Genomic DNA, 20,657 nt, shown 5'->3' with positions numbered 1-20,657 from the left:
AAGCCCACTGTGGGAGGAGCTCCCACAGGGTACGGGTTGTGCTTAGAGTACCGACGCGGTCTGCGCCAGCTTCGGTTGGCGGTACAGGTCCAGCAGCACTTGGTCGAGCACCGACGAGGCGCCGAACGGGGCCTTGTCGTTGAGGATCGCGACCACGGCCCAGGTGTTGCCATTGACGTCGCGGCTGAAACCGGCGATCGCGCGCACGGTGTTCAGGGTGCCGGTCTTGACGTGAGCCTCGCCGCGCATCGCAGTGGTCTTCAAGCGTTTGCGCATGGTGCCGTCGGTGCCGGCAATCGGCATCGAACTGATGTACTCGGCGGCGTACGGGCTGTGCCAGGCCGCTTCGAGCATCGCCGCCATTTCCCGGGCGCTGACCCTTTCCGAGCGTGACAGGCCGGAGCCGTTTTCCATGACCAGATGCGGGGCGGTGATGCCTTTTTTCGCCAGCCACTGGCGCACGACACGCTGGGCAGCCTTGGCGTCATCACCGTCGGCATCGGTGCGGAAGCGCTGACCGAGGCTCAGGAACAGTTGCTGAGCCATGGTGTTGTTACTGTACTTGTTGATGTCGCGGATGATTTCCGCCAGGTCCGGGGAGAACGCCCGGGCCAGGACCTTGGCATCTTTCGGTGTCGATGCCACGACGTCCTTGCCCTGGATGCTGCCGCCCAGTTCCTTCCAGATCGCCCGCACGGCGCCGGCGGTGTAGGTCGAGTGGTCGAGCAGCGACAGGTAAGTCTGCGAGCTGCAGCCTTCGGCCAGTTGGCCACCGACCGTGACGGTCACGCTGCCATCGGCCTGGGGCACAGGGTTGTAACGCACGCCACCGGTGCACTGCTTGCCGGCGATGGCCTTGACCTGATTGTCGATACGGATGGTCGCGATCGGCGGCTCAACCGACACCAGCACCTTGCCCGAGTCGTTGCGCGCAACGAAGCGCAGGGCCTTGAGGTTGACCAGCAACGCGTCGGGCTTGACCAGGAACGGCTTGTTCTCGTCATTGCCGTCGTCGTTGAACTCGGGCAACTGTGGCGGAATGAAGAAGCCCTTGTCCAGCACCAGGTCACCGGTGACCTGGGTCACGCCGTTGGCGCGCAGATCACGCATCAGCAGCCAGAGTTTTTCCATGTTCAGCTTCGGGTCGCCGCCACCCTTGAGGTAGAGGTTGCCGTTAAGAATGCCGCCGCTGAGGGTGCCATCGGTGTAGAACTCGGTTTTCCACTGATGGTTGGGGCCGAGCATCTCCAGGGCCGCATAGGTGGTGACCAGTTTCATGGTCGACGCCGGATTGACCGAGACGTCCGCGTTGAACACAGTGGGCGTGCCCGGGCCAGTGAGCGGAATCATCACCAGCGACAGGGCGTTGTCCTGCAACTTGCTGGCCTTGAGAGCCTTTTCGACATTCGGGGTGAGGGCGGTGTTGATGGTGGCGGCGCTGACGGGGAGGGCCAGCGGCAGAAGAAGACCGGCGAGAAACAAAGGACGCAGCGATTTGATCATGTGAAATAAGACCCTGCAGTCGAGGGGAAAAATAACGAGGGCATGGATGAAAAAGCCCTCAGTGGTCATGAAAGTGTCGGCATTATGCCCCAAGGTGTTACGGCTTGTGCCGTGCCTTGGCCGGTTAATCGGCTATTTTTTTTACCGGCGGTAGCTGCCGTCGCCCAGAGAGTCGGGCAATCGGCGGCTTAAACTGCTAAAGTGCCGGCCGTTATTACTTAAGAGGATTGTTCCAATGGCGACTAACCGTTCCCAGCGTCTGCGCAAAAAACTGTGCGTCGATGAATTTCAAGAGCTGGGTTTCGAACTGAACCTGGATTTCAAAGAAGATTTGGCTGACGAAGCCATTGATGCTTTCCTCGATGCATTCCTCAAAGAAGCCATGGAAGCCAACGGTCTGGGCTACGTGGGCGGCGACGACTACGGTCTGGTTTGCCTGCAGAAGCGTGGTTCGGTGACTGCCGAGCAGCGCGCTGCCGTTGAAACCTGGCTCAAAGGCCGCACCGAGCTGACCAGCGTTGAAGTCAGCCCGCTGCTGGACGTCTGGTACCCGGAAAAGCCGATCAATCCGGTAGCTTGATGTCAATGAAAACGGCGACCCAAGGGTCGCCGTTTTTTTATGCCCGGATTTCGTGTGTCAGGCCTTGCGCCAATTCAGGATCAGCAGCGTCAACACCCCCGCAACAATCCCCCAGAACGCCGAACCGATGGAAAACAGCGTCAGCCCCGAGGCCGTGACCATGAAGGTGATCAGCGCCGCTTCACGCTCCTTCACCTCGCTCATGGCGATACTCAAACCGTTGATGATCGAGCCGAACAGCGCCAGTGCGGCAATCGACAGCACCAACTCCTTGGGCAATGCCGCAAACAACGCCGCCAGGGTCGCACCGAACACACCGGCGATGCCATAGAAAATCCCGCACCAGACCGCTGCCGTGTAACGTTTGTTGCGGTCCTCGTGGGCTTGTGGCCCGGTGCAGATGGCTGCGCTGATGGCCGCCAGATTGATGCCGTGGGAGCCGAACGGCGCCAGCAACAGCGAGGCGATGCCGGTGGTGGTGATCAGTGGTGATGCCGGAACGCTGTAGCCGTCGGCCCGCAACACGGCGATGCCGGGCATGTTCTGCGAAGTCATCGCCACCACGAACAGCGGGATGCCGATGCTGATGGTGGCGGCAAAGGAGAAGTGCGGTGTGGTCCAGACCGGTGTCGCCACTTCAAGGTGGAAGCCGCTGAAGTCCAGCAGGCCCATGAAGCCCGACAGGGCGGTACCGATCAGCAACGCGCACAGCACGGCGTAGCGGGGCGAGAGGCGCTTGACCACCAGGTAGGTGAAAAACATGCCGAGGACCAGCGCGGTGCGGTGTTGCGCGGCGACGAAGATTTCGCTGCCGATCTTGAACAGGATTCCCGCCAGCAGGGCCGCTGCCAGTGATGCCGGGATTTTCTTCACCAGGCGCTCGAAGCTGCCGGTCAGGCCGCAAATCGTCACCAGCACTGCACAGGTGATATAGGCGCCGATGGCTTCGCCGTAGCTGACACCGCCCAGGCTGGTGATCAGCAAGGCTGCGCCAGGCGTCGACCAGGCAATGGTGATCGGCGTGCGATAACGCAGCGACAGGCCAATGGAGCACACCGCCATGCCGATCGAGATCGCCCAGATCCACGAGGAAATCTGCCCGCTGGTCAGGCCCGCCGCTTGCCCGGCCTGGAACATCAGCACCAGGGAACTGGTGTAGCCGGTCATCATGGCGATGAACCCGGCGACGATGGCCGAGGGTGAAGTGTCGGCCAGAGGACGGAGCTGCGTGTGCGTGGCGTCGTTCATGACGGCGGTGTTCCTTGTTCTGGTGAAGATGTCCGCCTGGAGGAGGATTGCAATCGGCTGCGGATTCTGTGAACAAGCCTAAACTCAAAAGTAACCGAACGTTGCAATACAGCCGGGGCCACAAACAGCCGTACAGTCGTGTTGCCACCATTCATTGTGTACAATCGCCGTGTTTTTTACGCGATACTTGCCAGCGACCCACTGTGCCGTATTAAAGTCACCGTCAATTCGCCGCAGTTTTCCGACTCGAGTGCCCATGAACGAACAGTTGCAACCCCTCAAGAAACAACCGCGCGCAGGCAAGGCCGGCCGTAGCGGAACCCAGGACGATATTGTCTATGCGCATATCTTCGAGGCGATCCTCGAACAACGCCTGGCGCCTGGCACCAAGTTGAGCGAAGAAGCGCTGGGGGAGATTTTCGGGGTCAGTCGCACCATCATTCGCCGCGCACTGTCGCGCCTGGCCCATGAAGGTGTGGTGTTGTTGCGACCGAACCGTGGCGCCGTGGTTGCCAGCCCGAGTGTGGAAGAAGCCCGCCAGGTGTTCTTCGCCCGCCGTCTGGTGGAGCGGGCGATCACCGAACTGGCGGTCGAGCACGCCACTGCGGAGCAAATTGCCGAGCTGCGGCAGATGGTCAACGACGAGCGCGACAGCTTCTCCCGCGGCGATCGCGGTGCCGGCATTCGCCTGTCGGGCGAGTTCCACCTGAAACTGGCGGAAGCGGCAAAGAATGCACCGCTGATCAGCTTCCAGCGCAGCCTGGTGTCGCAGACTTCGCTGATCATCGCCCAGTACGAAAGCGGCAACCGTTCCCACTGCTCCTACGATGAGCACACCCAACTGATCGACGCCATCGAGGCGGGGAACGGTGAGTTGGCGGTGAACCTGATGATGCATCACATGGATCACATCGACAGCAAGCTCAATCTCGATGAGGAAAGTGCATCGGATGACCTGCATGCGGTGTTCTCGCATCTGTTGCAGACCAAGAAGCCAGGGCGGGCGCCGGCGAAAATCTGACAAACCGAGTTGCTCGCGAAGGCGGCATAGCAGGCAATAAAAATCCCCCGGGCTGAAAAGCGCGGGGGATTTTTTATGCCTTGGGAAAACTCAGCGCTGATGCACCAGGTTGCCCGCTGCATAAGTCTGCAACACAGTCCGGTCATCACCCAGCGTCATCAACACGAACAACGCCTCGGCAATGTTGTTGGCCTGTTTCAGGCGATAACCCAGCAGCGGCGTGGCGTTGTAGTCCAGCACCAGGAAGTCGGCGTCGGTGCCCGGTTGCAGGTTGCCGATCTTGTCCTCCAGACGCAGCGCCCGGGCACCGCCCAAGGTCGCCAGGTACAGTGACTTGAACGGACTCAGGCGCGCACCCTGCAACTGCATGACCTTGTAGGCTTCGTTGAGGGTTTGCAGCAGCGAGAAGCTGGTGCCGCCACCGACGTCAGTGCCCAGGCCGACATTGAGCTTGTGCTTCTCGGCCATGGGCAGGTTGAACAGGCCACTGCCGAGGAAGAAGTTCGAGGTCGGGCAGAACGAGATCGCCGAGCCGGTTTCTGCCAGTCGCGCGCACTCGTCGTCGCACAGGTGCACGCCGTGGGCGAACACCGAGCGCTCGCCGAGCAGTTGGTAGTGGTCATAGACGTCCAGGTAGCCCTTGCGCTCCGGGAACAATTCCTTGACCCACTCGATTTCCTTGAGGTTTTCGCTGATGTGGGTCTGCATGTACAGATCCGGGTACTCGGTCAGCAATTGCCCGGCGAGGGTCAGTTGCTCGGGGGTGCTGGTCGGCGCAAAGCGTGGCGTCACGGCGTAGTGCAGGCGACCCTTGCCATGCCAGCGTTCGATCAGCGCCTTGCTTTCCAGGTAGCTGGATTCGGCGGTGTCGGTCAGGTAGTCCGGCGCATTGCGGTCCATCATCACCTTGCCGGCGATCATGCGCAGGTCCAGTTGCTGCGCCGCTTCGAAGAACGAGTTCACCGACTGCGGGTGCACGCTGCCGAACACCAGGGCGGTGGTGGTGCCGTTACGCAGCAGTTCTTTGATGAAGATGTCCGCGACTTCGTCGGCGTGTGCCTTGTCGGCAAACTGGCTTTCGCAGGGGAAGGTGTAGGTGTTGAGCCAGTCGAGCAGTTGCTCGCCATAGGCACCGACCATGCCGGTTTGCGGCAGGTGGATGTGGGTGTCGATGAAGCCCGGGGTGATCAGCGCATCCTGATAGTGGGTGATTTCGATGTCCGCCGGCAGTTTCGGCAGCAGATCGCTGGCGTGGCCAAGGGCGCTGATCTGGCCGTTGTCGACCACCAGCAGGCCGTCTTCGAAGTACTCGTAGGAGGCTTCGATACCCACTTCGGCCGGGTCGGCGATGCTGTGCAGGATGGCGGCGCGGTAAGCTTTGCGAGTCAGAGGCATTGGGGTTCTCTATATCAGGCTTGTCAGTTCGAGGCGGCTTGTCTGGCCGCTTGGCTGCGGCGTGACGCCGGCAGCAGTTTGGCAATCGGTTCGGCGCTGGAGCTTTGCTGGCCGAAGTTGGCGTTGTAGGTGGCGATGATTTCGCCGGCGATGGAGATGGCGATCTCGACAGGCAACTTGCCTTTGACTTCGCCGATGCCCATCGGGCAGCGCATGCGTTGCACGACGCTGGTGTCGAAGCCGCGTTCGCGCAGGCGGTGTTCGAATTTCACGCGTTTGGTCTTCGAGCCGATCAGGCCGAAGTAGGCGAAGTCGTTGCGCTTGAGAATCGCTGCGGTCAGTTCCAGGTCAAGCTGGTGATTGTGGGTCATGACGATGCAGTAGCTGCCGGCCGGCAGGTCGTCGATTTCATCCACCGGCTCTTCGCTGACGATCTTGCGCACACCATGGGGGATCTGCTCCGGGAACTCATCTTCCCGCGAGTCGATCCAGCGCACGCGGCACGGCAGGCTGGCCAGCAGCGGTACCAGCGCGCGGCCGACATGGCCGGCACCGAACACCGCAATCTGCGCCTGCACCTGGCCCATCGGCTCGAACAGCAGCACGGTGGCGCCACCGCAGCATTGGCCCAGACTGGCGCCGAGGCTGAAGCGCTCCAGATGGGTGTCCTGCTTGCCGCTGGCGAGCATCTCGCGGGCGATCTGCATGGCCTTGTATTCCAGGTGCCCGCCACCGATGGTGTCAAAGGTCTGGCTAGCGCTGACGACCATTTTTGAACCGGCGTTTCGCGGCGTTGAGCCGAGCTCTTCGATGATGGTCACCAGCACGCAGGGTTCACCGCGGTTTTGCAGGTCGGCGAGGGCGTCGATCCAGTTGTACATGTTTCACCTCAACATCTCTGTTGTCTGCACCGGCCTCATCGTTAGCAGGCTAGCTCCCACAGTGTTTTGTGGTGTCCACAGAATTTGCTTCAACTCAAATCCTGTAGGAGCCAGCTTGCGAGCGATTGGCCGCACCGCGGTCTTAGAGCGAAGCCAACTCGGTCTCAGTCTCGACAGCCTTCGCTGCCTTCAACTGGCGCATCTGCTCACAACCCCACAACACCCGCTCCGGGGTCGCCGGTGCGTCGATCTTCGGTTGATGTTTGTAGTCGCCCAGACTGGCCACTGCGTCCTTGATCGCACACCACGAGGCGATGCCGAGCATGAACGGCGGCTCACCGACAGCCTTGGAGTGGAACACCGTGTCTTCCGGGTTCTTGCGGTTTTCCACCAGCTTCACGCGCATGTCCAGCGGCATGTCCGCCACGGCCGGGATCTTGTAGCTGGCCGGGCCGTTGGTCATCAGCTTGCCCTTGTTGTTCCACACCAGCTCTTCCATGGTCAGCCAGCCCATGCCCTGGACGAAACCACCCTCGACCTGGCCAATGTCGATGGCCGGGTTCAGCGAGGCGCCGACGTCGTGGAGGATGTCGGTGCGCAGCATCTTGTATTCGCCGGTCAGGGTGTCGACCAGCACTTCGCAGCAGGCCGCGCCGAAGGCGAAGTAGTAGAACGGCCGACCACGGGCCTGGCTGCGGTCGTAGTAGATCTTTGGCGTCTTGTAGAAGCCGGTGCTCGACAGCGACACCTGGTTGAAATAGGCCTGCTGGATCAACGCTTCGAAGGTCAGGATGTGATCGCGTACACGCACATGACCGTTGTGGAATTCGACGTCTTCCTCACTGACCTTGTACTGGCGCGCGGCGAATTCCACCAGGCGTTTCTTGATGATTTCCGCAGCGTTTTGCGCGGCCTTGCCGTTGAGGTCGGCGCCGCTGGAAGCTGCAGTCGGCGAGGTGTTCGGCACCTTGTCGGTGTTGGTCGCGGTGATCTGCACCCGGTTGATTTCCACCTGGAACACCTCGGCAACGACTTGCGCCACCTTGGTGTTCAGGCCCTGGCCCATTTCCGTGCCGCCGTGGTTCAGGTGGATGCTGCCGTCGGTGTAGACGTGCACCAGGGCACCGGCCTGGTTGAGGAAGCTGGCGGTGAAGGAAATGCCGAACTTCACCGGGGTCAGCGCCAGGCCTTTTTTCAGGATCGGGCTGTTGGCGTTGTAGCGACGGATCGCTTCGCGGCGTTCGGCGTACTGACTGCTTTCTTCCAGTTCGGCGGTCATCTCTTCGAGCATGTTGTGCTCGACGGTCTGGTAGTAGTGGGTGACGTTGCGCTCGGTCTTGCCGTAGTAGTTGATCTTGCGCACCGCCAGCGGGTCGAGGTTCAGATGCCGGGCAATCGCGTCCATCACTTCTTCGATGGCGACCATGCCTTGCGGGCCGCCGAAGCCACGGTAGGCGGTGTTCGACGCGGTGTTGGTCTTGCAGCGATAACCGTTGATGGTCGCATCGCCCAGGTAGTACGAGTTGTCGGAGTGGAACATGGCTCGGTCAACGATCGAGTTCGACAGGTCCGGCGAGCAGCCGCAGTTACCCGCCAGTTCCAGCTGGATGCCATGCAGGCGCCCGCTGTCGTCGAAGCCCACGTCGTATTCGACATAGAACGGATGGCGCTTGCCGGTCATCAGCATGTCTTCGACCCGCGGCAGGCGCATCTTGGTCGGCTGCCCGGTCAGGTGCGCAATCACCGCGCACAGGCAGGCCGGGCTCGCGGCCTGGGTTTCCTTGCCGCCGAAACCGCCACCCATGCGCCGCATGTCGACGACGATCTTGTTCATCGACACGTCCAGCACTTCCGCCACCAGTTTTTGCACTTCGGTGGGGTTCTGGGTGGAGCAGTAGACGATCATGCCGCCGTCTTCGGTGGGCATCACCGAAGAGATCTGGGTTTCCAGGTAGAAGTGCTCCTGGCCGCCGATGTGCAGCGTGCCCTGGATACGGTTTTTCGCGGTCGCCAATGCCCCTGTCGAATCACCGCGTTCATGAGTGTGGGTGTCCAGCACGAAATGCTTTTTGCGATAGGCCTCGACCACGTCCAGCACCGGTTCCAGGTCTTCGTACTCGATCACGGCGGCCATCGCGGCCTTGCGCGCGGTTTCCAGGTCTTTCGCCGCGACAGCGACCACCGGCTGACCGACGAACTGCACGGTGTCGATGGCCAGCAGCGGGTCGCCGGGCATCAACGGGCCGATGTCTTTCAGGCCCGGCACGTCTTCGTGGGTAATGGCGATGCGCACACCTTCAAAGGCGTAGCAGGGCGAGGTGTCGATGCTGATGATGCGTGCATGGGCACGGTCGGACATCCGCGCATAGACGTGCAACTGGTTGGGAAACTCCAGGCGATCGTCGATGTACTGCGCTTCACCGGACACGTGCTTGGGCGCGCTGTCGTGCTTGACGCTGCGACCGACACCGGTGGTCAGGTCCTTGGCGAACAGTTCAGCCAGTTCGGCCTGGGTCTTCTCTACGGCGTGATGATTAGACATAAGCGGTCACCCGAGTCTCGATGTGCGGTGTTTGCAGTTCGATGAAGTATTTGCGCAGCAGGTTCTGCGCACTGAGCAGGCGATATTCCTTGCTGGCGCGGAAGTCCGAGAGCGGCGTGAAATCTTCGGCCAGGGCAGCGCAGGCGCGCTCGACGGTGGCGTGACTGAAGGGCGAACCGAGCAGTGCGGCTTCACAGGCAGCAGCGCGTTTCGGGATCGCGGCCATGCCGCCGAAGGCGACGCGGGCTTCGGCCACCACACCGTTTTCCAGGCGAATGTTGAAGGCGGCGCACACCGCGGAAATGTCATCGTCCAGGCGTTTGGACACCTTGTAGGCGCGGAACAGCTTTTCGACGCTGGCCCGCGGCACGATGATCTTCTCGATGAACTCGCTCTCCTGGCGTGCCGTCACGCGGTAATCGATGAAGTAGTCTTCCAGCGCCAGGGTGCGGCGGGTTTCGCCTTTGCACAGCACGATCTGCGCACCAAGGGCGATCAGCAGGGGTGGCGAATCACCAATGGGCGAGGCGTTGCCGATGTTGCCGCCGAGGGTGCCCTGGTTGCGGATCTGCAGGGAGGCGAAACGGTGCAGCAGTTCACCGAAGTCCGGGTACTCGGCGTTTAGCGCCTCATAGCAGTCGGAGAGGGCGGTGGCGGCGCCGATTTCCAGGCGATCGTCAAAGCGCTCGATGCGCTTCATCTCGGCGACGTTGCCGACGTAGATCATCACCGGCAGGGTACGGTGGAACTGGGTGACTTCCAGCGCCAGGTCGGTACCGCCGGCCAGCAGGCGGGCTTGCGGGTAGGCGTCGTACAGGTCGGCCAGATCGGCCACGGTCAACGGCACCAGGCAGCGCTTGTCGCCGCTGTTGAGTTCACCGATGTCGGTCGGCGCAATGGCTTTCAGGCGGGCGATGGTCTCGGCTTCGCGGGCATCGAACTGGTCAGGCTGTTTGCCGCAGCAGGATTGCTCGGCGGCTTCCAGAATCGGCCGATAACCGGTGCAGCGGCAGAGGTTGCCGGCCAGGGCTTCATGGGCCTTGGCGTGGTCCGGTGCATCGCTGTTCTTCTGCAGGGCAAACAGCGACATGACGAAGCCGGGGGTGCAGAAGCCGCATTGCGAGCCGTGGCACTCGACCATCGCCTGCTGCACGCTGTGCAGCTTGCCCTGGTGTTTGAGGTCTTCGACGCTGATCAGTTGCTTGCCGTGCAACGACGACACGAAGGTCAGGCACGAGTTGAGGCTGCGATAGCGAATGTGTTCGCGGCCGTTGTCATCCGTTTGCAACTCACCGACCACCACCGTGCACGCGCCGCAGTCACCGCTGGCGCAGCCTTCTTTGGTACCGGGTTTGCCCACATGGTCGCGCAGATAATTAAGCACGGTCAGGTTCGGGTCCAGGGCGTGCTCGCTACGGAGTTCCTGGTTTAGTAAAAACTGGATCACGGAAGGCCTCGCAGACTCATTATTGTTGTTAACCGATGCAACCGAATTTAGCAGGTCTGACTTTTCGGTCAATGATTTTCTGACTTAAAGGTCAGGAAATAGCATTTTGTCGATCAACCACGCCTCACTTCATTATTGACCCTCGATCAATAGCCTGCTTTTTGCTTGAATCGTGCCAAAAACCACCGGGCGGGCACTCCGCGATCCTGTAGCAATTGCGCTACACTGCGCCGCTTGTACAGATCGAAGAGTTTGAAGGACAACCATGACGTTCAAGGCGCCGGACAGCCTCGCCGAGCAAATTGCTCACCACCTCGCCGAACGCATCATTCGCGGCGAAATGAAACCCGGGGAGCGCATCCAGGAACAGAAGGTCACCCTGGCCCTCAACGTCAGTCGCGGCTCGGTTCGCGAGGCGCTGCTGATCCTCGAGCGCCGCCACCTGATCGCGATCCTGCCGCGTCGGGGCGCCCACGTCACCGAACTCACCGCGCACAAGGTGCAGAGCCTGTGCACGCTGATGAGCGAGATGTACATATTGCTGGCCAACGCCGTGGCCAGTGGCTGGAAAGTCCAGGCCGACCTGGCGCCGTTCGTGCAGATCCAGCAGCGCCTGACTGCCAGCTTCGAGCGTCAGGACATCCACACCTTCGTCGACGACAGTTTCAATGTCATGCGCGCCACCTACGGGTTTGCCAATAACCCGTACCTGCAGGAAACCGTCGAGAACCTGCAGCCGGCCATGAGCCGTGCCTATTTCCTGGCGCTGGAACAGCGCAAGGCGTCGATGAGCGAATACCTGGAACTGTTCGAGCGCCTGCTCGCTGCCGTGATCGCCCGTGACTTCGCGCAGATCCGCGTGGTGCTGACGGCCTACGCCCAGCGCAGCTGCGATCTGGTGATCTCCGCCTTGACGGTCGCTTAAGCGTGCGGCTCAAGAGCATCAAGCTGGCGGGCTTCAAGTCCTTCGTCGATCCGACCACGGTGAACTTCCCCAGTAACATGGCGGCGGTGGTCGGGCCCAATGGTTGCGGCAAGTCGAACATCATCGACGCCGTACGCTGGGTAATGGGCGAAAGTTCGGCGAAGAACCTCCGTGGCGAGTCGATGACCGACGTCATCTTCAACGGTTCGACCAGCCGCAAGCCAGTGAGTCAGGCCAGCATCGAACTGGTGTTCGACAACTCCGACGGCACTTTGCTGGGCGAATACGCGGCCTACGCGGAAATTTCCATTCGCCGCAAAGTGACGCGCGACAGCCAGACCACCTATTACCTCAACGGCACCAAATGCCGCCGTCGGGACATCACCGACATCTTCCTCGGCACCGGCCTGGGCCCGCGCAGCTATTCGATCATCGAGCAGGGGATGATCTCCAAGCTGATCGAGTCCAAGCCCGAAGACCTGCGCAACTTCATCGAGGAAGCGGCGGGCATCTCCAAGTACAAGGAACGTCGGCGCGAGACCGAGAACCGCATCCGCCGTACTCACGAGAATCTTGAGCGCCTGACCGACCTGCGCGAAGAACTGACCCGTCAGCTTGAGCGCTTGCACCGTCAGGCCGAGGCCGCGAAGAAGTATCAGGAATACAAGGGCGAGGAGCGTCAGCTCAAGGCCCAGCTGTCGGCACTGCGCTGGCAGGCACTGAACGATCAAGTCGGCCAGCGTGAAAGCATCATCGGCACCCAGGAGGTGTCGTTCGAAGCCCTGGTGGCCGAACAGCGTAACGCCGATGCGAGTATCGAACGCTTGCGCGACGGGCACCATGATCTGTCGGAACGCTTCAATCTGGTGCAGGGGCGCTTCTATTCGGTGGGTGGTGACATCGCCCGGGTCGAACAGAGCATCCAGCACGGCCAGCAGCGTTTGCGCCAATTGCAGGATGACCTGAAAGAAGCCGAGCGCGCGCGCCTGGAAACCGAATCTCACCTGGGCCACGACCGCACGCTGTTGCTGACCCTGGGCGAAGAGCTGGACATGCTCACCCCGGAGCAGGAAGTCACCAGCGCTGCCGCAGAAGAAGCTGCCGCCGCGCTGGAAGAATCCGAAACCACCATGCACGGCTGGCAGGAACAGTGGGACGCGTTCAACCTGACGTCCGCCGAACCACGGCGCCAGGCCGAAGTGCAGCAGTCGCGCATCCAGCAACTGGAAACCAGCCTGGAGCGCCTGGCAGAGCGCCAGCGACGTCTGGGCGAAGAGCGCGCCTTGCTCTCGGCGGACCCGGAGGACGCGGCGATCATGGAACTCAGCGAGCAGCTCGCCGAATCCGAAGCGACCCTCGAAGACCTGCAGACCAGCGAAGAGGCGCAGGTCGAGCGCCTTGAACAACTGCGCCAGCAATTGCAGCAAACGCTGACGGCGCAACAGCAGGCCCAGGGCGATTTGCAGCGCCTCAATGGTCGTCTCGCCTCGCTGGAAGCCTTGCAACAGGCCGCCCTTGATCCCGGCACCGGTACCGCCGAATGGCTGCGTGATCAGCACCTGGCGGATCGCCCGCGTCTGGCCGAAGGCCTGAAGGTCGAAGCCGGTTGGGAGCTGGCGGTGGAAACCGTACTGGGCGCCGATCTGCAAGCAGTGCTGGTGGATGATTTCAACGGTTTCGATCTGTCCGGCTTCAATCAGGGCGATCTGCGTCTGCTCAGCCCGGCGGGCGATGGTGTGCGGATGCCCGGAAGCTTGCTGGACAAGGTCGAAGCGCAGATCGATCTATCGCCTTGGCTGGGGCAAGTCAAACCTGTCGACAGCCTTGAGCAGGCCCTGGCCCTGCGCGGTCAACTGGCGGCCGGACAGAGTCTGATCAGCCGCGACGGTTATTGGGTCGGTCGCCACTTCCTGCGGGTGCGCCGTGCCAGCGAAGCGGAAAGTGGCGTATTGGCCCGTGGCCAGGAGATTCAGCAGTTGGGTCTCGAGCGTGAAGAGCGCGAAGCCGCTGTTGAAGCCCTGGAAACCCAGCTGCAGAATCTTCGGGCGCAACAGCGCCAGCAGGAAAACGGTCGTGAGCACTTGCGTCGTTTGCTGCAGGATGAAGCCCGTCAGCAGGGCGAATTGAAGGCCCAGTTGTCCGCCGGTAGAGCCAAGGCTGAACAGCTGACCTTGCGCCGTACCCGTCTCGACGAAGAACTGGTCGAGCTGGACGAGCAGCGCGCCCTGGAGCACGAAAACATCGGCGAAGCGCGCCTGCAATTGCAGGAAGCCCTCGACAGCATGGCGCAGGACACCGAGCAGCGCGAACTGCTGCTGGCCCAGCGCGACAGCCTGCGTGAACGCCTTGATCGGGTGCGTCAGGAAGCCCGTCAGCACAAGGACCACGCCCATCAACTGGCGGTGCGTCTGGGCTCGCTGAAAGCGCAGCACGACTCGACGCGGCAGGCGCTTGAACGCCTGGAGATGCAGGCCGAGCGCCTGACCGAAAAGCGCGAACAGTTGAGTCTCAATCTGGAGGAGGGCGAGGCGCCGCTGGAGGAGTTGCGCCTGAAACTCGAAGAGTTGCTCGACAAGCGCATGACCGTCGACGAAGAGCTCAAGACCGCACAGATCGCCCTGGAAGACGCCGACCGCGAATTGCGCGACGCGGAAAAACGCCGCAGTCAGGCCGAGCAACAGTCGCAGTTGATTCGCAGCCAGCTCGAACAGCAGCGCATGGAATGGCAAGCCCTGACCGTGCGCCGCAAAGCCCTGCAGGACCAGTTGCTCGAAGACGGCTACGATCTTCATGGCGTGCTCGCCACGCTCACCGCCGAAGCCAGCGAAAAGGAAGCCGAGGAAGAACTCGAACGCATTGCCGCGCGAATTGCACGCCTGGGTGCCATCAACCTCGCGGCCATCGACGAATACCAGCAACAATCCGAGCGTAAACGTTATCTGGATGCGCAGGACGCCGATCTGGTCGAAGCACTCGAGACCCTCGAGAACGTGATTCGCAAGATCGACAAGGAAACGCGCAACCGTTTCAAGGATACCTTTGATCAGATCAATGGCGGTTTACAGGCGCTTTTCCCAAAAGTTTTCGGTGGTGGACGCGCGTATTTGGAACTGACGGGCGAAGATCTACTCGATACAGGGGTAACGATCATGGCGCAGCCGCCCGGCAAGAAGAACAGCACCATCCATTTGCTCTCCGGCGGCGAAAAAGCCCTGACCGCATTGGCCCTGGTTTTTGCGATCTTCAAGCTCAATCCTGCGCCGTTCTGCATGCTCGATGAGGTTGACGCGCCTTTGGATGACGCTAACGTTGGACGCTACGCAAAACTGGTTAAAGAGATGTCTCAGACCGTGCAGTTCATCTACATCACCCACAACAAGATCGCCATGGAAATGGCCGATCAATTGATGGGGGTCACGATGCATGAACCGGGTTGTTCAAGACTGGTAGCGGTGGATGTCGAGGAGGCGATGGCGATGGTGGACGCCTGAGGAACGGTCTGTCGGATGGTGGTATTGGGTCTGTAGGACTTTTTTGAAGGCTTCGACTTGCTGGCCAATCGACATATTCGCGCAAGCCAACGCCGTAGACGGTGTAAAGTTGCCTTTGGTCGTGCTAGTTTAATGTCAATTTTTCGTATACGTGGGCAAAACGCCTGTCAGAACATAGAGTTGGCGCCACGTTTTAAAGCGGTTTGCACATTGTAAACCCCTTATTTTTCAGCATTTTTTATAGAGGCACGGGATTACATGGAAATCGGTCTGCGCGAGTGGCTGATCGTCATCGGCATTATTGTCATTGCCGGTATTCTTTTTGATGGCTGGCGCCGTATGCGCGGCGGCAAGGGAAAACTGAAGTTCCGTCTTGACCGAAGCCTGTCCAATCTGCCGGACGAGGACAGCAGTGCCGAACTGCTGGGCCCGCCACGCGTGCTGGATACGCACAAGGAACCGCAACTGGATGAAGAAGATTTGCCGTCGGTGAGCATGCCTGCCCGTGAACCTCGCGAATCGGGTTCCAAACGTGGCAAGCGTGCGCACAGCGAGCCTTCCCAGGGCGACATGAACCTGAGCCTGGATCTGGACGGCGGCCCGAGCTTCAGCAGCCGCGACGACGATTTCCCGGTCGAACCGAAGGCTGCGCCGTCGATCAGCGACAAGGATCAGCCGCAAGCCGAAGAAGTGCTGGTAATCAGCGTGATCTGCCGTGACGCCGCCGGCTTCAAAGGCCCGGCGCTGTTGCAGAACATTCTCGAAAGCGGCCTGCGTTTCGGCGAGATGGATATTTTCCACCGTCACGAAAGCATGGCCGGCAATGGCGAAGTGCTGTTCTCCATGGCCAACGCGGTCAAGCCAGGGGTGTTCGACCTGGACGACATCGACCACTTCAGCACTCCGGCCGTGAGCTTCTTCCTCGGCTTGCCAGGTCCGCGTCATCCGAAGCAGGCCTTCGACGTGATGGTGGCGGCGGCACGCAAGCTGTCCCAGGAATTGAACGGCGAACTGAAGGACGATCAACGCAGCGTCCTGACCGCGCAGACCATCGAGCATTACCGTCAGCGCATCGTCGAGTTCGAGCGCCGCGCACTGACCCAGAAGCGTTGATTCAAAGGTTATTCCCGCGCGGGGCGCGGGATGATCGGCAAATAGATTGAGCAGCCTCGGCTGCTCTTTTGCTTTATGAGAGAACACCCATGACCGCCGCCAAGAACCGTATTTTAGAGCTGCGCGCTGAGCTGGATCAGCACAACTATCGCTATCACGTCCTCGACGAGCCGAGCATTCCGGACGCTGAGTACGACCGCTTGTTCCACGAGCTCAAGGCACTGGAAGCGGCCAATCCGGAGCTCATCACCAGCGACTCGCCAACCCAGCGCGTCGGCAGCGTGGCGCTCACCGCGTTCACTCAGGTGCGTCACGAAGTGCCGATGCTCAGCCTCGGCAACGCCTTCGAAGAAACCGACATGCGCGAGTTCGATCGCCGGGTGAGCGAAGGCCTGGACCTGCCGGTTGGCGATCTGTTTGATGGCGGTGCGGCGGTGGAATACAGCTGCGAGCCGAAACTCGATGGCCTGGCGGTCAGCCTGCTGTATCAGGACGGCGTACTGGTACGCGGCGCCACCCGCGGCGATGGCACCACCGGTGAAGACATCAGCGTCAATGTGCGCACCGTGCGCAACATTCCGCTGAAGTTGCATGGCGAAGGCTGGCCGGCAACCCTGGAAGTGCGCGGCGAAGTGTTCATGTCCAAGGCTGGTTTCGAACGACTCAATGCCTCGCAACTGGAAGTCGGCGGCAAGACCTTCGCCAACCCGCGCAACGCGGCAGCCGGCAGCTTGCGTCAGCTGGATTCGAAGATCACCGCCAATCGTCCGCTGGAGTTCTGCTGCTACGGCATTGGTCAGGTCTCCCATGACATTTCCGACACGCACATGGGCAACCTCAAGCAGTTGCAGAAGTGGGGCATGCCGATCAGTCATGAACTGAAACTGGCCAAGGGCATTGATGAATGCCTGGATTACTACCGTGACATCGGCGAACGGCGTAACTCGCTGGCCTACGAAATCGACGGCGTGGTGTTCAAGGTCAACAGCATCGCCGATCAGCGCGAGCTGGGCTTTCGTGCCCGCGAACCGCGTTGGGCGATTGCACATAAATTCCCGGCGATGGAAGAACTCACCGAATTGCTCGACGTGGAATTCCAGGTCGGTCGCACCGGCGCCGTAACACCCGTGGCGCGATTGAAACCGGTAAAAGTCGCTGGCGTGACCGTGGCCAACGCCACCTTGCACAACATGGATGAAGTCGCGCGCCTTGGCCTGATGATCGGTGACACGGTGATCATCCGTCGTGCCGGTGACGTGATTCCGCAAGTGGTGCAAGTGGTCGCCGAGCGTCGCCCGGAAGATGCGCGTCCGGTACAGATTCCCGAAAGCTGTCCGGTGTGCGGTTCTCATGTCGAGCGCACGCAACTGATCAAGCGCAGCAAGGGCAAGGAAACCGTCAGCGAGGGCGCGGTGTACCGCTGCGTCGGGCGCCTGGCCTGCGGTGCACAACTCAAGCAGGCGATCATTCACTTCGTCTCGCGGCGGGCGATGGACATCGAAGGCCTCGGCGACAAGAGCGTCGAGCAACTGGTGGATGAAGGCCTGGTCAGTTCGCCGGCCGATCTGTACGCGCTGAAGTTCGACGACATCGTCGATCTGGAAGGTTTCGCCGAGGTCTCGAGCAACAAGTTGCTCGCGGCCATCGAAGACAGCAAGAAGCCGGGGCTGGCCCGGTTCATCTATGCCCTGGGCATTCCCGATGTCGGCGAAGAGACAGCCAAGGTGCTGGCACGCTCGCTGGGCTCACTGGAGCGCGTGCAGCAGGCGCTGCCGCAAGTGCTGACCTACCTGCCGGACGTCGGTCTGGAAGTCGCGCACGAGATCCACAGCTTCTTCGAAGATGCGCATAACCAGCAGGTCATCACCGAGTTGCTGGGCCATGGCTTGCAGATTCAGGACCAGGGCGAACTGGGCGCCGAATTCGCCGCCAGCACCACCCTGGGCGGTTTCCTCGACAAGCTGCACATTCCATCGGTTGGTCCGGGCGGCGCGCAGAAACTGGCGGACAAGTTCGGCTCACTGCAAGCGGTGATCAATGCCGACTGGCTGGACATGCGCCAGGCCTTGCCGGAAAAGCAGGCCAACTCGGTTCGCGAGTTTTTTGCAGTCGAGGGCAATCGTCAGCTGGCTGAGGCTGCCGAGCAGCAACTGGCGGCTTTCGGCATGCATTGGCAGAGCGAAAAGAAAGTCGTCGAAGGTTTGCCGCTGGCAGGGCAGACCTGGGTGCTGACCGGCTCGCTGGAACTGATGAGCCGCGATGTCGCCAAGGACAAGCTTGAGAGCCTGGGGGCCAAGGTGGCGGGTTCGGTGTCGGCCAAGACCCATTGCGTGGTGGCCGGCCCGGGCGCCGGGTCGAAGCTGACCAAGGCCAATGAGCTGGGCTTGAAGGTGCTGGATGAAGAGGCGTTTGTCGGATTCCTGAAGGATCACGGCATCCAGGTCTGACAGCTGACCTGTGGAAACACGGAACGAAGGACATTGGCGAATGATCTAGTCTTGGCAAGCCCAGGGGGAGATTTCGCCATGTACCGTTTCTTCGAACAGCTCAGCTCACGCATCGCCGCGCCCTTCGTGGGTGAAGGCTCACGTAACAGCAAGGTTTGGCCCTGTCGCTGCGGGCAGTCGTTGTTCTTTCGCAACAGCCAGTGCCTGGCCTGCTCGGCGCTCTTGGGTTATCAACCGCAGCTGAGTCGTTTGTCGTCGCTGCAACCCGGTGCGCAACCCGGTACCTGGTTTCTCGATGCCGACCCAGGTGCCGGCGCGTTTCGCCGTTGTGCCAATCTCGACTCCCCGGCGGCCTGCAACTGGCTGATCCCGGCGTATCAGCAGGAATCGCTGTGCATTGCCTGTCGCCTGAATCGCACCATTCCCGACCTGTCGATCCCAGAAAATCACGAACGCTGGCGCAAGGTGGAAACCGCCAAGCGGCGGCTGGTTGCGCAGTTGATCAGCCTGGGATTGCCTGTAGTTCCCAAGGCCGCCAATGAGGCCGAGGGCCTGGCCTTCGACTTCATCGGTATCGACCTGCAGGGCAAGCCGCCGACCACCGGCCACGCCAATGGCTTGATCACCCTGGACATCAAGGAAGCCGACGACGCCCATCGAGAGCAGGTGCGGGTGCAGATGCATGAACCCTATCGCACCTTGCTGGGCCATTTTCGCCATGAGGTCGGGCATTATTATTGGGATCGGTTGATCGCCAATGGTAATTGGCTGGATGGGTTTCGCGGGCTGTTCGGTGACGAACGCGCCAGCTACGCCGACGCACTGGCGCGGCATTATCAACAGGGCGCGCCACTCGACTGGCAGCAGCGGTACGTCAGCGCCTACGCGACCATGCACCCTTGGGAGGACTGGGCGGAAACCTGGGCGCACTACCTGCACATGATGGATGCCGTGGACACCGCGCTGGGATTCGGCATGAGCGCCCGGGAAATGGATTTCGACTACCAGCCGTTTCCACCCGAGACGCTTTACGATCCGCAGCACCCCGGCGGCGCGGCGTTCCTGTCGTTCGTCAACGCCTGGATCGAACTGGCCGGCATGCTCAACGAACTGTCACGCAGCATGGGCCAGCCGGATTTCTACCCCTTTGTCCTGCCACCTGCGGTGATCGCCAAGCTGCACTTTATCCACCTGGTGATCCAGCAGGAGGGCGGCAGGGCGGATGAGGTGCTTCAGGCACAGTAGCGGCGGTTGTCTTTCAAGGGCCGCGCATGTCCTTGAAGCCACTCATTTTTTTTAATCAGTGTGAACGGTTGTAACTTCGCTCCAGATAGGTACAATGGCGCGGCTCGCCGTCAGGTGAGCGTCGTTATGGTGACCCCATCGGTCCCCCCGCAACGATCAGCCGTGAACCCGGTCAGGCCTGGAAGGGAGCAGCCGCAGCGGTGACATTGTGTGCCGGGGTGTGGCTGGTGGGGTTGCCACCTTAACGCAGTGCGAATCCTCTCTCGCGTTATTCATCTGAAATCATTTCTTGTATTGGCTGCCAGGCAATTGTCCGGGGCGGTTTTTTGTCGTATCCGATTTTTCACTGCTCAACAAAGTCGAACTGTCACGCGTGGCAGTCCGGCCTTTGTCACGCCCGCCACTAAGGCCTGGCCAGCGCCTGATCAACCGCAGCAATCAGCTTTTCCAGATCTTTGGGCGACGCTTTGTGGATGACGTTGAACAGGTAGGCGCGCTGTTCGTCTTCATCGCCGAATTCGGCGAAAAAGGCCTTGGGATGGACGCCGAACACTTCGGCAAACAGGAACAGAGCCTCGACACTCGGCGTGTAGGTGCCGGTTTCAAAGCGGCTGATGGTTTTGGGGTCGAAACCGGTTTTTTCGCCAAGTTCAGCCTGAGTAAGACCTGCGACCTTACGGTGGCGCCGTATGGCCGGACCCAAACTTGAAATTTGCATCGATTAATTCCCATTTAGAATCAAGAACTTAACGACAGATACTGGCAATGCACAACGGCATGATTCATCACCTTGTGTTGCAAAAGGTGATGCAATTCGTA

14 protein-coding genes and 1 other RNA gene are annotated in these 20,657 nt (G+C 60.9%); 8 read left to right on the top strand and 7 right to left on the bottom strand.

Annotation, left to right across the window (positions count from 1 at the left end; genetic code table 11):
• Positions 1–42 precede the first annotated feature (42 nt).
• On the bottom strand, positions 43–1,503 hold the full coding sequence (gene dacB / locus EIY72_RS19870) for a D-alanyl-D-alanine carboxypeptidase/D-alanyl-D-alanine endopeptidase (protein WP_093217544.1): 1,461 nt from the start codon (positions 1,501–1,503) through the stop codon (positions 43–45).
• 235 nt (positions 1,504–1,738) lie between these two features.
• Between dacB and EIY72_RS19865 the strand changes: the two genes are divergently transcribed.
• Entirely contained in the window at positions 1,739–2,083 is a 345-nt protein-coding gene (locus EIY72_RS19865; protein WP_093217547.1) for a YggL family protein, read from the top strand.
• 57 nt (positions 2,084–2,140) lie between these two features.
• Here the strand turns inward: EIY72_RS19865 and EIY72_RS19860 are convergent, their stop codons facing one another.
• Positions 2,141–3,331 (bottom strand): benzoate/H(+) symporter BenE family transporter, encoded by a 1,191-nt coding sequence (locus EIY72_RS19860; RefSeq protein WP_093217550.1) that lies wholly within the window; start codon positions 3,329–3,331, stop codon positions 2,141–2,143.
• Between the two features lie 256 nt (positions 3,332–3,587).
• Here EIY72_RS19860 and EIY72_RS19855 point away from each other — a divergent pair, with 256 nt between their 5' ends.
• Positions 3,588–4,352: a GntR family transcriptional regulator gene (locus EIY72_RS19855; protein ID WP_093217553.1), complete on the top strand. Its 765-nt coding sequence runs from the start codon at positions 3,588–3,590 to the stop codon at positions 4,350–4,352.
• A gap of 90 nt (positions 4,353–4,442) precedes the next feature.
• On the opposite strand, the gene guaD is transcribed toward EIY72_RS19855, so the two are convergent.
• The 4 genes from guaD to xdhA all read right to left on the bottom strand — a co-directional run bounded on the left by guaD (position 4,443) and on the right by xdhA (position 10,617).
• A complete protein-coding gene (gene guaD, locus EIY72_RS19850) occupies positions 4,443–5,747 on the bottom strand; it encodes a guanine deaminase (RefSeq protein WP_093217556.1) in 1,305 nt (434 codons plus the stop codon).
• Positions 5,748–5,770: 23 nt separating this feature from the next.
• The gene (xdhC, locus tag EIY72_RS19845) at positions 5,771–6,628 is read right to left on the bottom strand and encodes a xanthine dehydrogenase accessory protein XdhC (protein ID WP_093217559.1); all 858 of its coding nucleotides are present in this window, start codon (positions 6,626–6,628) and stop codon (positions 5,771–5,773) included.
• Positions 6,629–6,770: 142 nt separating this feature from the next.
• The gene (gene xdhB, locus EIY72_RS19840) at positions 6,771–9,170 is read right to left on the bottom strand and encodes a xanthine dehydrogenase molybdopterin binding subunit (protein WP_093217562.1); all 2,400 of its coding nucleotides are present in this window, start codon (positions 9,168–9,170) and stop codon (positions 6,771–6,773) included.
• Positions 9,163–10,617: a xanthine dehydrogenase small subunit gene (xdhA, locus tag EIY72_RS19835; RefSeq protein ID WP_093217564.1), complete on the bottom strand. Its 1,455-nt coding sequence runs from the start codon at positions 10,615–10,617 to the stop codon at positions 9,163–9,165. Before xdhA ends, xdhB begins: the two co-directional genes overlap by 8 nt.
• Before the next feature lie 265 nt (positions 10,618–10,882).
• On the opposite strand from xdhA, the gene EIY72_RS19830 reads away from it, so the two are divergent.
• The 6 genes from EIY72_RS19830 to ffs all read left to right on the top strand — a co-directional run bounded on the left by EIY72_RS19830 (position 10,883) and on the right by ffs (position 20,071).
• Positions 10,883–11,542: a GntR family transcriptional regulator gene (locus EIY72_RS19830; protein WP_093217567.1), complete on the top strand. Its 660-nt coding sequence runs from the start codon at positions 10,883–10,885 to the stop codon at positions 11,540–11,542.
• Positions 11,543–11,544: 2 nt separating this feature from the next.
• Positions 11,545–15,033 (top strand): chromosome segregation protein SMC, encoded by a 3,489-nt coding sequence (gene smc / locus EIY72_RS19825; protein WP_093217570.1) that lies wholly within the window; start codon positions 11,545–11,547, stop codon positions 15,031–15,033.
• A 258-nt stretch (positions 15,034–15,291) separates the two neighbouring features.
• On the top strand, positions 15,292–16,146 hold the full coding sequence (gene zipA / locus EIY72_RS19820) for a cell division protein ZipA (protein ID WP_093217573.1): 855 nt from the start codon (positions 15,292–15,294) through the stop codon (positions 16,144–16,146).
• An 89-nt stretch (positions 16,147–16,235) separates the two neighbouring features.
• On the top strand, positions 16,236–18,593 hold the full coding sequence (gene ligA / locus EIY72_RS19815; protein ID WP_093217576.1) for an NAD-dependent DNA ligase LigA: 2,358 nt from the start codon (positions 16,236–16,238) through the stop codon (positions 18,591–18,593).
• A 78-nt stretch (positions 18,594–18,671) separates the two neighbouring features.
• On the top strand, positions 18,672–19,838 hold the full coding sequence (locus tag EIY72_RS19810) for a zinc-binding metallopeptidase family protein (protein ID WP_093217580.1): 1,167 nt from the start codon (positions 18,672–18,674) through the stop codon (positions 19,836–19,838).
• A 136-nt stretch (positions 19,839–19,974) separates the two neighbouring features.
• An RNA gene (gene ffs / locus EIY72_RS19805) (signal recognition particle sRNA small type) lies at positions 19,975–20,071 on the top strand.
• A 170-nt stretch (positions 20,072–20,241) separates the two neighbouring features.
• On the opposite strand, the gene EIY72_RS19800 is transcribed toward ffs, so the two are convergent.
• The gene (locus EIY72_RS19800; RefSeq protein ID WP_093217583.1) at positions 20,242–20,556 is read right to left on the bottom strand and encodes a helix-turn-helix domain-containing protein; all 315 of its coding nucleotides are present in this window, start codon (positions 20,554–20,556) and stop codon (positions 20,242–20,244) included.
• Between the last annotated feature and the right edge of the window lie 101 nt (positions 20,557–20,657).

It is taken from the genome of Pseudomonas vancouverensis, from assembly GCF_004348895.1.
In the GTDB taxonomy this organism is placed as follows: domain Bacteria; phylum Pseudomonadota; class Gammaproteobacteria; order Pseudomonadales; family Pseudomonadaceae; genus Aquipseudomonas; species Aquipseudomonas vancouverensis.
Note: the sequence above shows the minus strand (reverse complement) of the source record. Positions and strands in the feature narration are given on the sequence as shown.

Excerpts from the sequence above, each read along its gene's own strand:
- EIY72_RS19860 (WP_093217550.1), bottom strand. The coding sequence starts at position 3,331 with ATGAACGACGCCACGCACACGCAGCTCCGTCCTCTGGCCGACACTTCA.
- EIY72_RS19855 (WP_093217553.1), top strand. The coding sequence starts at position 3,588 with ATGAACGAACAGTTGCAACCCCTCAAGAAACAACCGCGCGCAGGCAAG.
- guaD (WP_093217556.1), bottom strand. The coding sequence starts at position 5,747 with ATGCCTCTGACTCGCAAAGCTTACCGCGCCGCCATCCTGCACAGCATC.
- dacB (WP_093217544.1), bottom strand. The coding sequence starts at position 1,503 with ATGATCAAATCGCTGCGTCCTTTGTTTCTCGCCGGTCTTCTTCTGCCG.
- EIY72_RS19800 (WP_093217583.1), bottom strand. The coding sequence starts at position 20,556 with ATGCAAATTTCAAGTTTGGGTCCGGCCATACGGCGCCACCGTAAGGTC.
- zipA (WP_093217573.1), top strand. The coding sequence starts at position 15,292 with ATGGAAATCGGTCTGCGCGAGTGGCTGATCGTCATCGGCATTATTGTC.
- EIY72_RS19810 (WP_093217580.1), top strand. The coding sequence starts at position 18,672 with ATGTACCGTTTCTTCGAACAGCTCAGCTCACGCATCGCCGCGCCCTTC.
- ligA (WP_093217576.1), top strand. The coding sequence starts at position 16,236 with ATGACCGCCGCCAAGAACCGTATTTTAGAGCTGCGCGCTGAGCTGGAT.
- xdhB (WP_093217562.1), bottom strand. The coding sequence starts at position 9,170 with ATGTCTAATCATCACGCCGTAGAGAAGACCCAGGCCGAACTGGCTGAA.
- EIY72_RS19865 (WP_093217547.1), top strand. The coding sequence starts at position 1,739 with ATGGCGACTAACCGTTCCCAGCGTCTGCGCAAAAAACTGTGCGTCGAT.
- EIY72_RS19830 (WP_093217567.1), top strand. The coding sequence starts at position 10,883 with ATGACGTTCAAGGCGCCGGACAGCCTCGCCGAGCAAATTGCTCACCAC.
- xdhC (WP_093217559.1), bottom strand. The coding sequence starts at position 6,628 with ATGTACAACTGGATCGACGCCCTCGCCGACCTGCAAAACCGCGGTGAA.